This is a genomic window from Flavobacterium soyae (assembly GCF_045348165.1).
GTDB classification, from domain to species: domain Bacteria; phylum Bacteroidota; class Bacteroidia; order Flavobacteriales; family Flavobacteriaceae; genus Flavobacterium; species Flavobacterium soyae.
The window spans coordinates 259,152-279,663 of the sequence record NZ_CP150845.1 but is presented as its reverse complement, the minus strand read 5'-3'; the positions used below and the strand labels follow the sequence as shown (position 1 = coordinate 279,663).

19 protein-coding genes are annotated in these 20,512 nt (G+C 32.7%); 11 read left to right on the top strand and 8 right to left on the bottom strand.

Features of this window, described 5'->3' with window-relative positions; genetic code table 11:
- The first annotated feature begins 51 nt into the window (after positions 1–51).
- The 8 genes from AABD74_RS01285 to AABD74_RS01250 all read left to right on the top strand — a co-directional run bounded on the left by AABD74_RS01285 (position 52) and on the right by AABD74_RS01250 (position 9,997).
- On the top strand, positions 52–1,380 hold the full coding sequence (locus tag AABD74_RS01285; protein ID WP_406844458.1) for a GDSL-type esterase/lipase family protein: 1,329 nt from the start codon (positions 52–54) through the stop codon (positions 1,378–1,380).
- 1 nt (position 1,381) lies between these two features.
- Positions 1,382–3,064, top strand: a complete 1,683-nt coding sequence (locus tag AABD74_RS01280; RefSeq protein WP_406844457.1) for an MBOAT family O-acyltransferase — start codon at positions 1,382–1,384, stop codon at positions 3,062–3,064.
- A 284-nt stretch (positions 3,065–3,348) separates the two neighbouring features.
- A complete protein-coding gene (gene ffh, locus AABD74_RS01275; protein ID WP_406844456.1) occupies positions 3,349–4,701 on the top strand; it encodes a signal recognition particle protein in 1,353 nt (450 codons plus the stop codon).
- A gap of 139 nt (positions 4,702–4,840) precedes the next feature.
- Positions 4,841–5,728 carry a bifunctional 5,10-methylenetetrahydrofolate dehydrogenase/5,10-methenyltetrahydrofolate cyclohydrolase gene (locus tag AABD74_RS01270; protein ID WP_073486560.1) on the top strand — a complete coding sequence of 296 codons (888 nt, stop codon included), beginning with the start codon at positions 4,841–4,843 and terminating at the stop codon, positions 5,726–5,728.
- Between the two features lie 393 nt (positions 5,729–6,121).
- Positions 6,122–7,048, top strand: a complete 927-nt coding sequence (locus AABD74_RS01265; RefSeq protein WP_406844455.1) for a magnesium transporter CorA family protein — start codon at positions 6,122–6,124, stop codon at positions 7,046–7,048.
- 510 nt (positions 7,049–7,558) lie between these two features.
- A complete protein-coding gene (locus AABD74_RS01260) occupies positions 7,559–8,173 on the top strand; it encodes a hypothetical protein (protein ID WP_406844454.1) in 615 nt (204 codons plus the stop codon).
- Positions 8,174–8,177: 4 nt separating this feature from the next.
- Positions 8,178–8,468 carry a transcriptional regulator gene (locus AABD74_RS01255; protein ID WP_053472423.1) on the top strand — a complete coding sequence of 97 codons (291 nt, stop codon included), beginning with the start codon at positions 8,178–8,180 and terminating at the stop codon, positions 8,466–8,468.
- 140 nt (positions 8,469–8,608) lie between these two features.
- Positions 8,609–9,997 carry a DUF4173 domain-containing protein gene (locus tag AABD74_RS01250; protein ID WP_406844453.1) on the top strand — a complete coding sequence of 463 codons (1,389 nt, stop codon included), beginning with the start codon at positions 8,609–8,611 and terminating at the stop codon, positions 9,995–9,997.
- Positions 9,998–10,037: 40 nt separating this feature from the next.
- Here AABD74_RS01250 and rluF read toward each other — a convergent pair whose 3' ends face one another.
- The 5 genes from rluF to AABD74_RS01225 form a co-directional block, all read right to left on the bottom strand.
- Positions 10,038–10,865: a 23S rRNA pseudouridine(2604) synthase RluF gene (gene rluF, locus AABD74_RS01245; protein ID WP_406844452.1), complete on the bottom strand. Its 828-nt coding sequence runs from the start codon at positions 10,863–10,865 to the stop codon at positions 10,038–10,040.
- Positions 10,866–11,035: 170 nt separating this feature from the next.
- Positions 11,036–11,383, bottom strand: a complete 348-nt coding sequence (locus AABD74_RS01240; RefSeq protein ID WP_232680883.1) for an antibiotic biosynthesis monooxygenase — start codon at positions 11,381–11,383, stop codon at positions 11,036–11,038.
- Between the two features lie 66 nt (positions 11,384–11,449).
- Positions 11,450–12,307, bottom strand: a complete 858-nt coding sequence (locus tag AABD74_RS01235; protein WP_232680884.1) for an alpha/beta fold hydrolase — start codon at positions 12,305–12,307, stop codon at positions 11,450–11,452.
- Between the two features lie 159 nt (positions 12,308–12,466).
- Complete coding sequence (locus AABD74_RS01230) at positions 12,467–13,246, bottom strand: zinc ribbon domain-containing protein (protein WP_232680886.1); 780 nt, start codon at positions 13,244–13,246, stop codon at positions 12,467–12,469.
- A gap of 3 nt (positions 13,247–13,249) precedes the next feature.
- On the bottom strand, positions 13,250–14,344 hold the full coding sequence (locus tag AABD74_RS01225; RefSeq protein WP_406844451.1) for a Nif3-like dinuclear metal center hexameric protein: 1,095 nt from the start codon (positions 14,342–14,344) through the stop codon (positions 13,250–13,252).
- Between the two features lie 190 nt (positions 14,345–14,534).
- Between AABD74_RS01225 and AABD74_RS01220 the strand changes: the two genes are divergently transcribed.
- From AABD74_RS01220 to lpxK, 3 genes are read left to right on the top strand one after another with little or no spacing between them, the layout of a single operon-like run.
- Positions 14,535–14,783 (top strand): DUF2683 family protein, encoded by a 249-nt coding sequence (locus AABD74_RS01220; RefSeq protein WP_073486552.1) that lies wholly within the window; start codon positions 14,535–14,537, stop codon positions 14,781–14,783.
- Positions 14,765–15,046: a Txe/YoeB family addiction module toxin gene (locus tag AABD74_RS01215; protein ID WP_406844450.1), complete on the top strand. Its 282-nt coding sequence runs from the start codon at positions 14,765–14,767 to the stop codon at positions 15,044–15,046. The genes AABD74_RS01220 and AABD74_RS01215 overlap by 19 nt, the downstream gene beginning before the upstream one ends.
- 4 nt (positions 15,047–15,050) lie before the next feature.
- Positions 15,051–16,073, top strand: a complete 1,023-nt coding sequence (gene lpxK, locus AABD74_RS01210) for a tetraacyldisaccharide 4'-kinase (RefSeq protein WP_232680896.1) — start codon at positions 15,051–15,053, stop codon at positions 16,071–16,073.
- 25 nt (positions 16,074–16,098) lie between these two features.
- Here the strand turns inward: lpxK and AABD74_RS01205 are convergent, their stop codons facing one another.
- The 3 genes from AABD74_RS01205 to lipA form a co-directional block, all read right to left on the bottom strand.
- Complete coding sequence (locus AABD74_RS01205; protein ID WP_232680898.1) at positions 16,099–18,270, bottom strand: ATP-binding protein; 2,172 nt, start codon at positions 18,268–18,270, stop codon at positions 16,099–16,101.
- Positions 18,271–18,296: 26 nt separating this feature from the next.
- Entirely contained in the window at positions 18,297–19,295 is a 999-nt protein-coding gene (gene gap, locus AABD74_RS01200) for a type I glyceraldehyde-3-phosphate dehydrogenase (protein ID WP_232680900.1), read from the bottom strand.
- A 90-nt stretch (positions 19,296–19,385) separates the two neighbouring features.
- A complete protein-coding gene (gene lipA, locus AABD74_RS01195; RefSeq protein WP_232680903.1) occupies positions 19,386–20,252 on the bottom strand; it encodes a lipoyl synthase in 867 nt (288 codons plus the stop codon).
- Positions 20,253–20,512 lie beyond the last annotated feature (260 nt).

Sequence of the window (20,512 nt, the reverse complement as noted above, 5' to 3'; positions counted from 1 at the left end):
TCAACAAATGATAAACCGCAAAATCCAGTCTCACCTCCAATAACTAAAAATATGGTTAGTAAAGTCGATTCAACAACTGTTGAATCTTTCAACGGAAATAATATTTATAATGCGAAAGTTTTAGAAAGTTTTTTTAAGAAACTAAAAGACAATGAAAGCAACAATAATCAAAAAATAAATATTGTTCATATTGGAGATTCTCACATTCAGGGAGATTTAATGACCAATGAAATCAGGAAAAATCTACAGAGAAAATTTGGAAATGCAGGCCGCGGATTAGTTTTTCCGTATCAACTGGCTAAAACAAACGGATCATATAACGAGCGCTTTCGCTGCAACAGAGTTTGGGAAACGTATCGTAATATATATCCAATTAGAAATTATCCTGTTGGTTTAAGCGGAATAGGACTTTGGAGAGATTCTGGCGGATTTGTTTTAGAACTGAACATTAAAGATCCGTCGTATAAGTTTAATTCAATAAAAATAATAACTCCCAAAAATGAAGATATGTTTGATTTGTCAACAGCATCTCAAACAAAATTTATTGAAACAGCAGAACCTAAAATAATTAAGCATAAAATTAAAAAAGGAGAAGCCATCTCTGTAATTGCTGATAAATATAATGTTTCAATTGCTGAGATAAAAAGAGCGAATTCGCTAAAATCAAATAACATTCGTGCAGGAAGAATATTGAAAATTCCAACAAACGAAACGCAGTCAAGAAATATAAAAACATCTGAATATGTTTCTTTAAACATGGAATCTGACTCGTATTCGCACTATTATAATTCAGAAAAAGCTTTAGATAAAATTTATTTGATTCCGAATAAAAAAGCTTCAAAATTTGAACTAAACGGAATTGTTTTAGAAAAAGACTCACCGGGATTAATCTACAGCGGCATTGGAGTAAACGGAGCAAAATATTCAGATTATAATAAATATCCGTTGTTTTTTGAGCAGTTAAAAGCTTTACATCCGGATATGCTGGTGTTTTCTCTCGGAACAAATGAAAGTTACGAGAAATTAGAATCGGGAAATTATATAAAGCAATTAAGAGAGTTTATAAGCAATATAAAAGCGCAGAATATAAATGTTCCGATAATTGTAATGACGCCGCCGCCATCGCTGCTTAGAAAAAGACCAAATACATTCATTCAAAATTACACAAAACAAATTATCGAGATCGCGCAGACAGATGGTTTTGCAGTTTGGGATTTATACGATGAATTTGGAGGAATGGAAGGAATTCGAAATCTAAAATCGGCAAAATTAATTGGCCCGGATTGGGTTCATTATTCTAAAAAAGGATACGAAAAACAAGGGAATTTGTTTTCAGAGGCATTTTTAAAAGCATACGATAATTTTAAATTAAAGAAGTAAGTTGATAACAATAGATAACATCAATAATTGGTTCATTCAAGATTTTGGTGCAATTACAATAGAACAAGTTAAAAGCTGGTTTATTTATAATCCAGACGAAAAACTATTATTTAATACAGGTTTATTCTTAGGATTATTTCTGGTTTTTTATTTTGTGTACGGCTTTTTACGCAAAACATTTTATTTAAGATTAACGTACGTTATTCTCTTCTCGCTTTTCTTTTATTACAAGTCAAGCGGAATTTACTTTTTACTGTTACTACTTTCTTCAGTTGTAGATTATGGCTTGAGCCAGATTATCTATAAAGAAACAAAAGTCGCTGCCAAGAAAATATATCTTGTAATTAGTGTAATCCTGAATTTGGGATTATTAGGATATTTCAAATACATGAATTTTATGATTGGAACATACAACGATATGTTCAATGGACATTTTAAATTTCATGATATTTTTCTTCCAGTCGGGATTTCGTTCTACACTTTTCAATCGATGAGTTACATTATCGAAATTTATCGTGAAGAAATTAAACCTACTAAAAATTACATTGAATATTTGTTTTTTGTTTCGTTTTTTCCGCAGTTAGTTGCCGGACCAATCGTGCGTGCAAAAGATTTTTTACCGCAGATTTACCAAAAATTAAACTTGACAAAACAAGATGTAAACAACGCCTTGTTTTTGATTATTGGCGGATTAATTAAGAAAACAGTAATTTCAAATTACATTTCAGTAAACTTTGTTGACCGTGTTTTTGATACGCCATTGACTTATACTTCGTTCGAAAATTTAATGGCCTCTTACGGATATGCCATCCAGATTTATTGCGACTTTTCAGGATATTCAGATATGGCAATTGGAATCGCTTTGTTGCTAGGATTCAAATTACCAGCCAACTTTAGAACGCCATATAAATCAACCTCGATTACCGATTTTTGGAGAAGATGGCACATTTCACTTTCGACCTGGTTAAAAGATTTCTTATACATTTCGATAGGAGGAAACAGAGAAGGTTCATTCGCCGGATTTTTATTTCCAAGTTTATTCTTCTTCGGATTATTGCTTTGGGGAATTACAAGTTACAATACCAGCATAATTCCGTTGATTATTGCGTCAATTTCGATTGCACTTTTCTGTTTATCATTTTTACTTTCGAATAAAAGAAAACAAACTTTAGTAACCAATCTAAATCTTTTTACTACAATGCTTTTAGGCGGATTGTGGCACGGAGCCGGAGCGCAATTTATAGTTTGGGGAGCTTTACACGGATTAGCTTTAGCGGTTCATAAAATTTTCCTTGAATTCTTTCCTTCTAAAAAAGACGGAAAAAGTAATTTCTTATGGAGATTCTTTTCAATCTTAATAACATTCCATTTTGTAGTTTTCTGCTGGATTTTCTTTCGTGCAAGAGATTTCGAAACAGCCTTGCAGGTAATAAATAATATTGGTCAGTTAACTTTCGAGCCGCAAAACTGGAAAGCCATAGTTTTAGGATATAAAAATGTGTTCCTATTAATGTTATTCGGATATGTTTGGCATTTCTTACCAGAAGTTATCACAGACAAAATGAAATTGGTTTTTGATAATACACCATTACTAATAAAAGCAATAATTCTGGGCTTCGTTTACTGGATCGTTTACGCAACAGCAGTAGCCGGCTCACAACCGTTTATCTATTTCCAATTTTAATTTAGAAGGTTCAGAGGAACAAAGTTACAAAGGCGCAAAGGTTTTTTCTTTTGCGCTTTTTTTTCTCGCAGATTTAGTAGATATAGCTGATTTTTTCATATTCTATCTAAAAAATAATCTGCCGATCTGCTAAATCTGCGAAAAAGAAAAAATTGGTGCCTTGACAAGAAAAAACAAAATAAACTTTGTGTCTTTGTGCCTTCGTGGCAAAAAATTGCACACAAATAAAAATTGCCTGAAATATCTAATTAGATTATCTTTGCACTTCAAATAAAGAAAATAGTATGTTTGATAATTTAAGTGAAAAGTTAGATAAAGCGTTCCATATATTAAAAGGACACGGTAAAATTACAGAAGTAAACGTTGCCGATACCTTAAAAGAAGTTCGTCGTGCCTTACTTGATGCCGACGTTAACTTTAAAATTGCTAAAGATTTTACAACCAAAGTAAAAGAAAAAGCAATTGGTCAGGACGTTTTAACAACGCTTCAGCCAGGACAATTATTGGTGAAGCTGGTAAAAGATGAGCTGACAGAATTAATGGGAGGTGATGTTGCCGGGGTTAATTTATCTGGAAATCCAAGCGTTATATTAATGTCTGGACTTCAAGGTTCTGGTAAAACTACTTTCTCAGGAAAATTAGCCAACTTCTTAAAAACGAAAAAAAATAAAAAACCACTTCTTGTAGCGTGTGATATCTACCGTCCTGCGGCGATCAATCAGCTTCACGTTGTTGGAGATCAAATAGGTGTTGAGGTTTACTCAGAACCAGAAAATAAAAATCCTGTAGAGATTGCTCAAAACGCAATCAAACACGCAAAAGCAAACGGATTCAATGTAGTTATTGTCGATACTGCAGGACGTTTAGCAGTCGATCAGGAAATGATGGATGAAATTGCACGTGTACACAAAGCAATTCAGCCTCAGGAAACATTGTTTGTTGTCGACTCTATGACAGGACAAGACGCTGTAAACACAGCAAAAGCTTTTAACGATATCCTGAATTTTGATGGAGTTATCTTAACGAAATTAGATGGTGATACTCGTGGTGGAGCAGCAATCTCGATCAAATCGGTTGTAAACAAACCAATCAAATTTGTAGGTACAGGCGAGAAGATGGAAGCAATTGATATTTTCTATCCAGATCGTATGGCTGAGCGTATTTTAGGTATGGGGGACGTTGTGTCGCTTGTAGAAAGAGCTCAGGAACAATTTGATGAAGAAGAAGCAAGAAAACTTCAAAAGAAAATCGCTAAAAACGAATTCGGTTTTGACGACTTCTTAACGCAGATTCAGCAAGTAAAGAAAATGGGTAATATGAAAGACTTGGTAGGAATGATACCAGGAGCTTCAAAAGCCATGAAAGATGTAGAAATAGAAGATGATGCTTTTAAACATATTGAAGCAATCATTCACTCCATGACACCGGGAGAAAGAAGCAAACCGGCCATCATCGACGTAAAAAGAAAAGCCAGAATCGCAAAAGGTTCCGGAACGAAAGTCGAGCAGGTAAATCAGTTAATGAAGCAGTTTGACCAAATGAGCAAGATGATGAAGATGATGCAGGGGCCAGGCGGAAAAAATCTGATGAAAATGATGGGAGGCATGAAAGGAATGCCAGGAGGAATGCCGAGATAATAAAATTAAAAGTTTCAAGTTTCAGGTTTCAAGTTAAGAAGCCAAAACTTGAAACTTTTTTAATTACATAATATTTAAGTTTCACAAGTAACGTGAAACCTGAAACTTGAAACAAAAAGATAAACCTGAAACAAAACAAATGCAGCTACTAGACGGTAAAAAAACATCTAACGACATTAAAAACGAAATTGCAGCCGAAGTTCAATCCATAAAAGCGGCCGGAGGAAAAGTACCTCATTTAGCAGCCGTTTTAGTTGGAACAAACGGAGCAAGTTTAACTTACGTAGGAAGTAAAGTAAAATCATGCCAGGAAATCGGATTTGATTCAACTTTAGTAAGTCTTCCGGAAACGATTACCGAAGATGAACTGCTTGCTAAAATAAAAGAACTAAACGAAGACGATAATCTTGACGGATATATTGTGCAGCTCCCTTTACCGAAACATATCGACGAGCAAAAAATCCTATTAGCAATCGATCCTGATAAAGATGTAGATGGATTTCACCCGACTAACTTTGGAAGAATGGCACTTGAAATGGAAAGTTTTATTCCGGCAACACCATTTGGAATTATGGAATTGTTAGAACGCTACAAAGTAGAAACTTCAGGAAAACATACCGTAGTAATTGGAAGAAGCCACATCGTAGGCCGACCAATGAGTATTTTAATGAGCCGCAAAGGAAACCCGGGAGATTCGACAGTTACCCTAACACACAGTCGTACTAAAAACTTAGAAGAATACACTAAAAATGCTGACATTATTATTACAGCTTTAGGAGTTCCTGAATTTTTAAAAGCAGATATGGTAAAAGATGGAGTAACAATTATCGACGTTGGAATTACTCGTGTAGATGACGCATCAAACCCAAAAGGCTACGTTATAAAAGGTGACGTTGATTTTGACGGAGTAAGCAAAAAAGCATCGTTTATTACGCCGGTTCCTGGTGGAGTAGGACCAATGACAATTGCAATGCTGCTTAAAAATACACTTTTAGCACGTAAAATGAGAAGTCAGAAAAACAAGTAATTTGTTTCTAATATAATTTATAAAGCCTGTTCAATTGAGCAGGCTTTTTTGTACTATACAACTGAAAATTTTCTAACACATAGAAACATAGATTTAAGTCTATAAAAGAATATGAAAGAGAAGCAAATTTCTCTCACATAGCTGGCTCTAACTATGTTTGTTTAGAAAAAATGGAATGCCTTTTTACACTTACAATATCTATGTTTCTATGTGTTTAAAAACCATTTTAATATATAATTAATACTTTTAAAGTTTTGGTTCTTAAAAATAAAGGATACTTTTGCCACACTTAAAAAACACTTCTCCAAATGGACGATTATTATTCGTTAGTATTAAATTAAAAGCAGCTTTTGAAATCTTTCAAAATGCTGCGCTAAAACCCTGTATTTTGAAATGAAAGCCTTTTACACAAATGACAACGGATTACTAGAAATACCAAAATGGACTCCAAACTGCTGGATAAGCATTGAAGATCCATCAGAAACAGAAAAAAAATATTTACTAGAAGAACTTCAAATTCCCGAAGCTTTTTACAATGATATTGAAGATATCGACGAAAGACCCCGTATAGAAATTGAAGACGGCTGGACGCTTATCATCATGCGCGTTCCTATAAAAAGTAACGATATTAAACTCCCTTTTCAAACCATTCCGCTAGGCGTAATTTTTAAAAATGATGTCTGCGTAACCATAACTTTTTACAAAACAGAAATCATATATGATTTTATGTTGTATTCCCGACGCAAAAATATTCAGGTTAAAGACAATTTCGACTGGGTTTTGAGACTGCTTCTTTCATCAAGCGTTTGGTATTTGAAATACTTAAAACAAGTCAATCAAAAAATAAAACTGGCAGAGGATAATTTAGAAAAGTCAATTAAAAATGAAGAATTGCAGGCATTGCTTCAAATCGAAAAATGTTTGGTATTTTTTATTACCTCATTAAAAGCAAACGATGTTTTGTTTCAACGCATTAAAAACCTAAAAGCGTATAAAGCAAATTACGATTCAGACTTACTGGAAGATGTCGAAATCGAATTAAGCCAGGCACAGGATACGGCCAATATTTACAGCAACATCTTAACCGGAATGATGGATGCGTATGCTTCGGTAATTTCGAATAATATGAATAACATCATGAAGCAGATGACTTCAATTTCGATCATCTTAATGATTCCAACCCTAATCGCCAGTTTGTACGGAATGAACGTGCCAAATGGTCTGGAAGAAAGTAAATACGGAATCTGGATTCTGCTTTTAGTTTCCGTAATCTTATCAACTTTCGGAGTCTTTTTATTCAAAAGAAGAAGATGGTTTTAAATAGAAAAAATATAAAAGTCTGTTCATTACGAATAGGCTTTTTCGTTTCTATACTTTGGGCGTGACCGTCCCGATATAAGAAGGCCAATATACTTTATGTAAATACGCCTTCTTATATCTGGACGGTCGGGCTATCTGCGCTACTTCGGTAGCCAGCTCCTATCCCTCACGCACACTCAGGTAAAAACAAATCCCGTTCCTGCAAGGTTTCCAAAACCTTGTAGGTATAATTTCAGGATCAATTAAATGTGTAGTCCCTATGGGACAAAATTCGTGACATATGTTTTTATCTACCAATATTTAATCTCTCCGAGATACTCTGTTAGGAGTTAAATATCGGTAGCATAATATTTAATACCTCCCGGTAAAATATCCCGTAGGGATTACACATTTCATACCTACGGAACACAATTCATTATTACGCCTACAAATAAATTAAAATAAAAAACTCAATTTTTTATTTGTCAATTCAAAATAAATAATAACTTTGTGCTGCAAAGTACTTTAATTATGAATCAAAAGCACCAAGAAGATTTAGCACATATTCGTTCCATGATGGAACGTTCTTCAAGATTTATATCGTTAAGCGGACTTTCAGGAGTTTTCGCGGGACTTTCGGCATTGATAGGCGGATTATATGTCTATCAGCTTTTTAAAGTAAATGGCATAGAATATTTTACTGACGAACATATAGTTTTATCTGGCAGCTTAGTTTCAGAATTAATCTGGATTGGGGTAATAATTTTAGTTTGCGCATTTGTATTTGGAACTTTCTTTACTGTTAGAAAAAGCAAAAAATACAATTTGCCAATTTGGACCTCTGCCACAAAAAATATGTTGTTTAATCTGGCAGTTCCACTGGCAGCAGGAGGAATATTTTGTTTAGCATTAATATACCACGGATATTACGGTTTAGTAGCACCGTCTACTTTATTATTTTATGGACTAGCCGTTATCAATGCTGAAAAATATACATTTTCAGATATAAAATATCTAGGCTTTTCTGAGCTTTTGTTAGGATGTATTTCACTTTTTTATATTGGATATGGTTTAATATTTTGGATCTTAGGATTTGGTATCCTGCATATCGCATATGGATTGGTGATGTTCAAAAAATACAAATAACCCAATGGGAATTATTGATAAACTAAATAAAGATTTTGAAAGCCGTGTCAGATTGGGTATAATGTCCGTTCTGATGGTTAACGACTGGGTAGATTTTACCGAGATGAAAACGCTTTTAAATATCACCGATGGTAATTTAGCAAGTCATTCTTCAGCATTGGAGAAATCTGAATACATCGAAGTTAAGAAAGAATTTGTTGGTAAAAAACCAAAAACATCTTATCAGGTAACGCCGCTAGGCCGCGCAGCGTTTAAAGAACACCTTTCTTATCTCGAAAAATTAATGAAATCCTAATAATTATATTTTTTTACCTAAAAACTTTGAATTACAAAGTACTTTTAAAAATTAAAATCATGAAATTGCCGATAATGTTTTTACAACCAGCAAATAAGGCAATTACATTTTTGACCAATAACAAATAAAAATCTACAAAAATGAAAAAACATCAAATTATTCTAGCTTGTACAGCGGTTTTTATACTGCTTTTTTACAATGAATCTGTGGGAATCAACATTTCTATTTTTGGAGTGATACTTACTCTGTTAATTAGTTATTTCTTTCAGGAAAAGTTTGTAAACAGATCACATCTTGTTCTTGTTATGACTTCTATTTTATCTTGTTTTGCCTTTGCGTGGTATGGAGACGCCGCTTCGTTTTTTGCTTTAGCATTATCAATTCTGTTTTTACAATTTAAAACGCAGGATGGAGAACTTAAAATCATTCAGATTTTCCCCTTAATATTCCTAAACGGAATCACTACAATAGGGCGTATTTTTATATTTAGCCAATGGCTTCCTGAACGAAAAATACACAATGACTTTGCTAAAAAGCTAGTAGCGTTTGTAATTATTCCGTTAGTGTTTCTTGGATTATTTTTTATCGTTTATTCTTTTGGGAGCAATCATTTCTCTTCATTGTTTACTGATTATACATTAGATATTAATCTGCCTCAATTAATAGCTATGTGCATTTTAGGATTTTATATCTCATTCAGTTTTTGGAATTATTGGGTTCCGGATATTTCTTATCAGTTCAATCCAAAACTAAACAATGAATTCACGAATATTTCTGAAGTAAAAAATCAAAGTACATTCTCATTCTTAGACTTGGATTTTGAAAGAAAAAGCGGGGTGATCACATTATTTATGTTGAATATTATGCTTCTAATCTTCATTGGAACATATAATTACGAGCAATTTTTTGAAGTAGTCGAAAAAACAAACCTAAGTGCAGATACGCACGAACGAGTAAATGCAGTTATATTTTCAATCTTAATGGCAGTTGGCGTAATCTTATTTTACTTTAAAGGTGGATTCAATTTTGATGAAAAAGCCACAACATTAAAAAAACTGGCAAAAACATGGATTGTATTAAATGTAGTTTTAATTGTAAGTGCCATAGTTAAAAACTCAGAATATGTTTCTTTTTACGGTTTAACATACAAACGTCTCGGAGTTTATGCTTTTTTAATTTTAGCCATTATCGGTTTAGTTTATTCTTTCTTAAAAATAACGAAACAAAAAACAAATGCCTATCTTTTCAATCAAATGGTTTGGTATTTCTATGCAACAATATTGATATGCAGTTATGTAAATTGGGGAAATTTAGTAACCAATTATAATATTTCGGTAAATAAAGGAGTAGAACCAGTATTTTTAAGCGGATTAAACTTTAATGATGATGCCAGAAGAGACTATTTTTCAAAAAATAATCTAAGCGGAGGTTATGATGAAGGTATAAGAGAAGAATTAATTTCAAATTATCAAAATGCAGGTTTTTTATCAAAGGCTTTGTATTATGAATTTTTAGATAATAAGAAATAAATTTAAAAGTCCCATTTGAAATTTCAAATGGGACTTTTATTTAATTGTTGTCACCTCTTTTTTTAAATCGGGGATCGTGTTTAGAAATAAACGTTGTTCTTCGATTAGTGCTTTGACTTGGAGCCTCAACTTTAGGAAGACTAGCTTCTTCCGTTTTACTCGAAGGCTCAATTAACTGATTTAATTCTTTAATTTCAGCATCGGTTAAATCGCGGTAACGACCAACCGGAATATCCAAAGAAATATTAATAATTCGGATACGTTTAAGAGCCGTAACTTCATAACCCAAATATTCAGACATTCTTCTAATCTGACGGTTTAAACCTTGGGTCAGAATTATTTTAAAAGTGTATTTACTGATTTGTTCTACTTTACATTTTTTGGTAACAGTATCCAAAATCGGGACACCATTTCCCATTCGTTGAATAAAACGATCTGTAATAGGTTTGTTTACGGTAACCGTATATTCTTTTTCGTGATTGTTTCTGGCGCGTAAAATCTTATTTACAATATCACCGTCATTCGTCATAAAAATTAATCCTTCACTCGCTTTATCCAATCTACCAATAGGGAAAATACGTTTCGGATAATTGATATAATCCACAATATTATTTCGGACTTCTAAATTAGTGGTGCATTCGACTCCAACGGGTTTGTTGAAAGCCAGATAAACCATTTTTTCGTGCTTTTCTACGATTAATTTTCCGTCTATGCGTACTTCATCATCTGGCGAAACTTTAGTTCCCATTTCCGGCACAGTGCCATTTATTGTTACACGTCCTTCTTCAATTAATTTATCGGCTTCACGACGAGAACAATAACCCGTTTCACCAATAAATTTATTAAGACGTTTAAGATTTTCTTCCATACTGCAAAAGTAGCTAAAATTTAGGACTTCTTAGATTGTTAGACTTCTTAGAATTTAAGATTTTCAAAAGCTTATACCAAAAAAGAAACTTAGGGCCTTAGCAACTCAGAACCTCAGAATCTATAAAAAAAACCTTTGTCACTTTGAACCTCTGCACCTTTGAACCTTTTCTAAGAATCATGAAAAATCGAACTATCCTCAGGAGTTTCTTTTCTTTCAAACATTCCATAATCACGAACAACAGTTGCAATTCGTAAATGATAATCTTTAAAAACCTCATTTCGGCCTTTTGCCTGCGCAGCTCGATGTATTTCAAGATTTCTCCATTGCTGAATACTTTCTTCATCTTTCCAAAAAGATAATGACAAAACTTTTGAAGGATCAGAAAAACTCTGAAATCGCTCAATAGAAATAAAACCTTCAATATGGTCTAATTCAGGACGCAGACTTGCAGCGATATCAAGATATTCTTCTTTTTTTCCTTCATTAGGAATAACTTCAAAAATTACTGCGATCATTTTGATTTTTGATTTTAGAATTCAGATTTTAGATTTTTGGAAAAACTTTGTCCCTTTGAACCTCTGTTACTTTGTTCCTTCAAAAAGAAACTCAATCACTTTTTGATACAATTCATCATCATGCATTCCGTGGCCTAAGCCTTTCGTTTCGATAAATTGACTGTTCTTCCAGTTGCTGGCTATTTTTTTTCCTTCGGCGAAAGCCACAATTTTATCAGAAGTATCATGCGCAATGAAACCAGGAATAGTAAATTGAGATGCAAATTTTTGTCCTGAAAAATCTTCCAGTTTAAAGTTGAAGCGATTTATGAATTTGCTTTCTAAAAGAGTTAACATTTTGCTGTTTAGACTCAGCATTGAAATGTAATTATCAATCAAAGTTTTTAAATCAGACGGAGCGCCAAGAATAACCATTTTATTAATGCTCGTATTCGGAAATAAATACTGATGATAAACGCATGCTGCGCCGCCAATAGAATGTCCAATAATAATTTCTGGCTGATATTTTTCTACGGCTTTATTGATGAATTCGGCATAAAGCGGAACATTAAATTCTTTTCCGCTGCTTTGACCGTGGGCAGGCGCGTCAATTGCAATAATAGTACTTCCGGATTTTTGTAGATGAGGTAATGTTTTTTTCCAGCGTGAAGCATTACTTTCCCAACCGTGAACCAATAAAATTTTGGTTTCATTTCCTTTCCAGATATAGGTTTGAAAATGATGTTCGTTATGATGGAAAATTTCTGATTCTGTATTTCTTAAAACTTTTGGAAGTGTTTCTTTTTTTAATCTCCCAATTCTTGGCTGACTAAAAAGAGCATAAGAAAGTTCCATAGCTTTTTGCGGGCGCACATAACTCAAAAAGTTAATATAAGATCCAACTGATTTTAATGTAATAAAACGAATGCCTTTTTTAATTCCCAAAACTTAAATTTTTTCTAAAGGTAAAAAATGTTTTGTCACAGATTAAAAGGATTAAAAAGATTTTATTCAGCATAAGAATAATTTAATCTGTGTTAATCCTTTTAATCTGCGGCAAAAATAATGGCAAAAAAAAGTCCCGATTTAATCGGGACTTGATATTTAGAATTTTGAGAACAATTGTTCCATTTTCTCTTTTTCTTCTTCTGCTAATTGAGTGTCAACTAAAATTCTTCCAGAGTGCTCATCAGTAATGATTTTCTTTCTTGAAGCGATTTCAACCTGAGTTTGCGGCGGAATCGTAAAGAAAGATCCTGCAGAAGCTCCTCTTTCGATAGAAACTACAGCTAATCCGTTACGAACACTGCTTCTGATTCTGTTGTAAGCAGCTAATAATCTGTCTTCGATTTGAGCTGAAAATTCAGCTGATTTCTCAGATAAGAAGATTTCTTCTTTTTGAGTTTCAGCCATAATAGCATCTAATTCAGATTTTTTATGTTTTAAATGAGAGCTTTTAGCATCAAGTTTTTCTTTTAAATTAGAAATAACTTCTTTTTTGTGCTCGATAGAAGCTTTCATTTCTTTGATTTGCTTTTCAGCTAATTGAATTTCTAATTCCTGAAATTCAACTTCTTTTGTCAAAGAATTAAATTCTCTGTTGTTACGAACTGATTCTTGTTGTTTTGTGTATTTCTTGATAACCTCTTTATGCTCCTCAATAGCAATTTTCTTTGCTTTGATTTGCTCCTCAATCACTTCAAGTTCACCTTTCAGTTTTTCTGAACGAGTGCTCAAACCTGCAACTTCATCTTCTAAATCTTCAACCTCTAAAGGAAGTTCTCCTCTAACGTTTCTGATTTCGTCAATTCTAGAGTCAATAAGCTGTAAATCATATATTGCTCTTAACTTGTCCTCAACACTTAATTCTTTCGTATTCGTCATATTCTATAAGTACTTAACTGGATTTGTATTTTCTTCCGATAAAATGATCGCAAAATTAAGAATTTTTTTTCGAAGATAATCAACAATATAGTTTTTTGTATAGCGTTCACTCTCAAAATGACCAATATCGGCTAAAAGTAACTTGTTTTCTGCTTCATAAAACTGATGATATTTTAAATCAGCAGTTAAAAATGCATCGGCTCCAGCCTGAATTGCATTTTTTATGGCAAAGCTTCCCGAGCCACCCAAAACAGCTACTTTTTTTACTTTTTTTCCGGTAAAGGCAGAATGACGAATACCGCGGGCAATCATAATTTCTTTTACATAAAGTAGAAACTCTTTTTCATCCATTTCATTTTCTAATTCGCCAATCATTCCTAAACCAATATTTTGATGTGCGTTTTGTAAATCGTAGATTTCATAAGCCACTTCTTCATAAATATGATTCGTTAAGAGTGCTTTTAAAACTCTGGATTGTAAATGTTTTTCAAAAATAACTTCGATTTTTATTTCTGTTCCGGTATGTAATTTCCCTTTTTCTCCAATTGTTGGATTGCTTTTTTCATTTCCTTTAAAAGTAAAAAAGCCTTCCGAATTAAAACTGCAGTTATCATAGTTTCCTATGGTTCCGGCACCAGCTTCGAACATAGCATTTCGAACTTTTTCAGCATTTTCAGTAACAGTATAAGTAACTAATTTTTGTAGAAATTGCTGTTTTGGAATTAAAATTTTGGTGTTTATTAAGCCTAAGGTATTACAGAAAATATTATTAACTCCTTGCGAATGATTGTCTAAAGCGGTATGTACGGCATAAATAGCAATGTCATTTTTAATGGCTTTTAAAATAGCGCGCTCGACATAGTTTTTACCAGTGATTTTTTTAATTCCAGAAAATAAAATAGGGTGAAAGCAAACTACGAGATTGCAATTTTTAGTTATTGCTTCTTCAATTACATTTTCTAGCGCATCATGACAAACTAAAACTCCGTTACTCTCGTTTTCCAGATTTCCTACTAAAAGTCCCACATTGTCAAAATCCTCTGCATAGGCGAGAGGTGCCATTTCTTCTAGTACGGTTATAATGTCTTTGATCTTCATTTTTTGTTTCAAGTTTTATTGTTTCAGGTTTCAAGTTTTTTCAACAGATGACAAACCTTAAAGCTAAAACAAATTAACGAAGAAACATATCAACTTTAAAATATTTGATATTTTTTTGTAGTTAGTAATACGGATAATACAGTATTACGGCTATTACTAATTTTGTATCTTTGTGTTTAAATTGATAAACATGACTACAATAACAATAAAAATTAACGAACGCACTAAAGCGGGAAAAGCTTTTATCGCTATGTCTGAATCTTTTTTTAAAAATGCAGATGGAATAGAGATTATTGAAACAGATTCAAAAAAAATTAAAAAAACAGAGAGTATATATAGTCCTGAATTTGTTGCGAAAATTAAAAAAGCAGAAGCAAATATTAAAAAAGGAAAAACTACAAGATTAAATCCTGATGATATATGGGGAAGTATTTTGTAGACTTTGAGGATATTGCTCGTAGGGATTTAAAAAATCACTATAAATCAGGAAATAAAGCTACTATTAAAAAAATTGAAAAAATACTTTTAGAATTAACGGAAAGTCCTTTTTCTGGGGAAGGACAGCCAGAAGAATTGAAATACAATTATACAGGTTATTGGTCGAGAAAAATCAATAAAAAAGACCGACTAATTTATAGGGTAGAAGAGGAAATTGTGACTGTTATTATTGTTTCTGCAATGGGTCATTATTCAGATAAATAATTCTATGAACTTACTTCGAAAAATACTTTTCCCTTTCGCCATTCTATATGGATTCATAACCAGCATTCGTAATTTTCTTTTTGACAAAGGAATTTTAAAATCAACTTTTTTTGATATTCCGGTTATTGCAGTTGGAAATTTAAGCGTAGGCGGAACCGGGAAAACTCCGCAAATTGAATATTTGATACGGTTATTATCTGATAAATATAAAGTGGCGACTTTAAGCCGGGGTTATAAAAGAAAATCGGAAGGTTTTGTTTTGGCAGATGCAGTTTCGAATGCTGAAATTCTGGGCGATGAGCCTTTTCAATTTTATCAAAAATTCCCAAATGTTCAGGTTGCAGTTGATGCCAATCGTACAAACGGAATTACACAATTGCTTTCGCAAAAAAATAAGCCACAGGTAATTTTATTAGACGACGCCTATCAGCATCGAAAAGTAAAAGCTGGATTTTATATTCTGCTGACTTCCTACGGAGATTTATATGCAGATGATTTTATGCTGCCAACAGGAAATTTAAGAGAAAGCAGAAGTGGAGCCAACAGAGCTAATATTGTTGTGGTTACTAAATGTCCAAATAATTTATCGGAAGAAAAACAAGCTGAGATTCGTTTGAAATTAAAGCTAAATTATTCACAGCAGATTTTCTTTACTTTTATAGATTATGATACTGTAATTTATGGCAAAAATGAAAAGATTGCTGTTGATGAAATTAAATCAGAATCAAAGCTGCTTTTAGCAGGAATTGCAAAACCAAAACCATTTTTTGATTATTTAAAAAATGAAAATGACGAATGTTTGATTTTTCCGGATCATCATCATTTTTCTGATGCCGATTTAGATTCTATCCAAAATAAAGCAAACGGAAGAAAAATTATTACAACCGAGAAAGATTATGTTCGCTTAAAAGATTCAAAGCTGGTTTCTCAATTGTATTATCTACCCATAAAAAGCATGTTTATCAATCATCAGCAAAATTTTGATGTTTCGATTTTACAGTATATAAAAGAAAACTTAGAATCTTAGAAACTCAGCATCTTAGAAGCTTTTACTAATCAAAAAACTTAGCAATTGTACTGTAAAACTCGTCGGGAACAAAAGGTTTTGTAATTACATCATTCATTCCAAAAGATAAAAGCATATCTCTGTTTTCGTCAAGCGAAATAGCTGTCAATGCAATAATAGGAGTTGTTTTATCAAAGTCCCGTATTTGCTGTGTTGCAGTAGTTCCGTTAATTCCGGGCAAATGCACATCCATTAAAATCATATCAAAACGTTTTACTTTTAAAAGCTCGACTGCATCTTCGCCATTGTCGATAATTTCGCAGCAAATCATTTTATTTTCAAGCATTTTACGCGTAATCATTTGATTGATTTTGTTGTCCTCAATCAGTAAAATAGACTTGTGTTTTAATTGTTTGTCGTTATATGGTTTTTCCTCTGTAACCGCTTCCAAAGGTTCGTTGTTAATTTTAAAATTTAATTTGAAAGTAAAAGTTGATCCTTTGCCAACTTCACTTTTTAGTTTGATTTCGCCTCCTAAAAGTTCGATTAACTTTTTAACAATCGTAAGCCCTAATCCTGTGCCGCCATATTTTCGATTTACTTCAATAGAACCTTGTGAAAAACTTTCAAATACGGTTTGCAGTTTATCTTCGGGAATACCAATTCCGGTATCGACTATTTCAAAATAAATGGTTGCATTTTCATCTTCCTGCGCAAATAATTTCGCAATTACATTTACATTTCCGTTTTGTGTAAATTTTAGTGCGTTGTTAATTAGGTTTAATATAATTTGAGATAATTTGGTAGGGTCGCCAATTAAACTGTCTGGAATTGCATCGTCAATTTCGAGATTGAAATAGTTTTTATTAGCCGTTGCCAGTTCTTTCAGAGAACTTTGAATATTAAAAAGTAATTCTTTTAAATTAAAACTAATGTTTTCAACTTCAACTTTAGTTGAGTCAATTTTATTAATTTCAAGGATTTCGTTTATAAAAGTAGTAAGATAATTTCCTGAGAATTTTAGCGATTCTAAGTATTTTAACTGTGCTTTTTTTGGATTATCTTCAAGAAGTAAATGTGTGATTCCGTTAATCGCATTTAAAGGCGTCCGCAGTTCATGACTTACAGTTGATAAAAACTCTGATCTTGCTTTTGATGCTTTTTCGGCTTTATTTTTTGCCAGGATAAGTTCTTTGTTTTTTTCTCTTAAAAGTAAATTATTCTGATTTCGAATAATATTGTTTTTGTACAATGCTAAACTCAAAAGTGATAGAATCGAAATTAGGGCAATCGCCAAAATACTGACTAATTTAGAATAACGATACGTTTTTAGCTGGATTTTTTCTTCGCTTTCTCGTTTAAGCGTATTGTTTAAGGTTTGATTTTTTTTGAATTTTTGAAATTCGTTAAAATCTATTTTCGCATTTTTTAATTTTAGAATATAATTTTCTAACTGATAATGTTCATCTAAGTAAGAATAAGCTAAATCAAAATTTCTATTTTGTTTATAATATTGACTTATTGCTAAAGTTATTTTTGATTTTTGCGAAAGATTATTTGTTTTATCAGTATAATCAAGAGCTTTTTCAAAATAAATCATAGCAGAATCATTCCGTTTAAGCTGTGCTTCAATTAATCCAAGTTGATAATAAGAATCACTTTTGGTTTCTAAAATCAATGGATTATCCGGTTTTCTGATGATTTTTTGGAAGGTTTTGGCAGCTAAACGAAAATTTTTATTTGTTTTAAATGCGAGCGCTTTTTGATAATCTAAAATTTCAGAACTATCAACAATGCCAAGCTGTTTTAAAAGTTTTTGGGCTTTTGCATAATAAATATCTGCAGTTTTATAATCACCTTTTGCGGTATTTACTGCTCCAATATATTGGAATGCTAAGATTTTAGTGCAAGTTGGTTTTACGCTGTCAAATGAAGAAACACTTTTGTGAAAGTTTTTTAATGCTTCGTCATACTTCCGCTGGTTGTAGTAAATTTTTCCAAGCTTAAAAGTTTGGTTGGCTAAATTTTCAGGGATGTCATTAGTTTCGCAAAAATCAATTGATTTTTTAGTGTAAAAAACGGCCTGACTGTACTCTTTGCTGTTTAGTTTTTTATTTGCCAGTTTATTATAATAGGAAACACTGTCTGTATTCTGTTTGATTTGAGAATACAAAAATGAATTAAAAAAACAAACAACAGATAAAAGATAGTACTTCATGTATGGCAGTGCATTTACAATGAATCTTATGTTTTTCTTATCAGTAAAATCAAATCAATTAATCTTGATGAATAGCCAATTTCATTGTCATACCAACCCACGACTTTTACCATTTTGTCAATGACAGAAGTTAATTGTGCGTCGAACAAACACGAATGTGTATTGCCAATTATGTCAACAGAAACGATAGGATCTTCTGTGTAATCTAATATTCCTTTTAAATTTGTTTTTGAGGCTTTTTGAAATGCAATGTTAATTTCTTCAATAGTAACAGCGCGTTTAACATTGAATGTAATGTCTGTCAATGAACCATCGGGAACAGGGACACGAATCCCGCAGCCTCCTATTTTTTCATGCAATTTAGGAAAAATTTTTGTTAATGCCTTAGCTGCACCTGTAGTTGTTGGAACAATTGACTGACTTGCACCTCTAGCCCTGCGTAAATCCTTATGTGGCTGGTCATGAAGACTTTGGTCTGTCGTGTAAGAATGTATCGTTGTAATGTATGCTTGCTCAATTCCGCATAACTCTTCAATGATTTTTATCATCGGAGCGGCGTTATTTGTCGTACAGCTTGCATTTGAAACAATATTCTCTGTTCCGTCTAGTATGTTTTCATTAACTCCAAGAACTACTGTTTTGATAGTATCAACCTCTGATGGTGCAGAAAGTATCACTTTTTTTGCTCCGGCTTCAATATGCGCATTTATTTCTTCATGCGTTTTATACTTCCCCGTCGATTCAATTACAAAATCTATTGCCTGACTTTTCCAGTCCAGATTTGAAATATTTTTTTCATGAAAAAATAAATAATGCTTCTCATCTATAATAATTCCTGTTTCATCATAACTTACAGGAAAAGGCAGAACTCCGTGTATACTGTCGTATTTTATTAAATGCGACATGGTTTTATTATCTGCAATATCATTAATTGCAACAACTTCAATTTCAGGATGATTTATAAGAAGACGAAATAAATTTCTTCCAATTCTTCCAAAACCATTAATAGCAATTCTTGTTTTCAATGTTTTGTTTATTTGTTTAATTGTTTAATCGGTAAATCATTTAATCGGAGTACGGTTAAACAAATTGACGATTAAACAGTTAAACTTTTTTTATAAAATATGTTTTTGTGCTTTGTATGAAGAACGAACAAGCGGTCCGCTTTCTACATGACGAAATCCTAATTCAAGACCAAATTTCTCATATCTTGCAAATTGATCAGGGGTTATAAATTCCTTTACCGGCAAATGTTTTTTACTTGGCTGCAGGTATTGACCAATGGTAACAACATCAACATTTGCATTACGCAGATCGGTCATGGTTTGAAAAACTTCTTCTTCAGTTTCGCCAAGACCAAGCATAATTCCAGATTTGGTTCTGTTTATTCCTTTTTCTTTCAAATAGCGTAAAACCTCTAAGCTGCGATCATATTTAGCCTGAATACGAACTTCGCGGGTTAAACGGCGAACGGTTTCAACATTATGAGAAACTACTTCAGGATTTGCTTCAACAATTCTGTCAATATTTCTTTCAATTCCCTGAAAGTCCGGAATCAAAGTTTCAAGAGTAGTATTTGGGTTCATTCTACGGATTGCTTTTACAGTTTCCATCCAAATGATAGAGCCTCCGTCTTTTAAATCATCCCTGTCAACACTTGTAATTACAGCATGTTTAATATTCATAATTTTTATAGAACGCGCTACTTTTTCAGGTTCGTCCCAATCTACCGTTTCCGGGCGTCCGGTTTTAACACCGCAAAAACCGCAGGAACGGGTGCATACATTTCCTAGAATCATGAAAGTTGCTGTTCCTTCTCCCCAGCATTCTCCCATATTTGGGCAGCTTCCAGAGGTGCAGATCGTATTTAAGCTGTATTTGTCAACCAAACCGCGCAGTTCAGTATATTTTTGTCCAATTGGTAATTTTACCTTTAACCATTTCGGTTTTGCAGGCGGTATGTTTTCAATGACTGTTTCCATATATCATAAATCAGAACACAAAGATACGGAATGTTGTTTATTTGATGATTTGTTTGATGGTTATTTTGAAAATATGAACTTTTGTTTTTTGTCTGGCAAAATGAGGATTGTTTTGCTGTAAAGTTAAAAAACTGTGTTTTGTGAAATAAAATGGTTTTGCATTGTGTCTTTTCTCTATATTTTAAATCTTAGAATATTAATATTCATAGTTGATTGATTATTACTCGTTTAATTTTTATACCTTTAATTGTTATAAAATA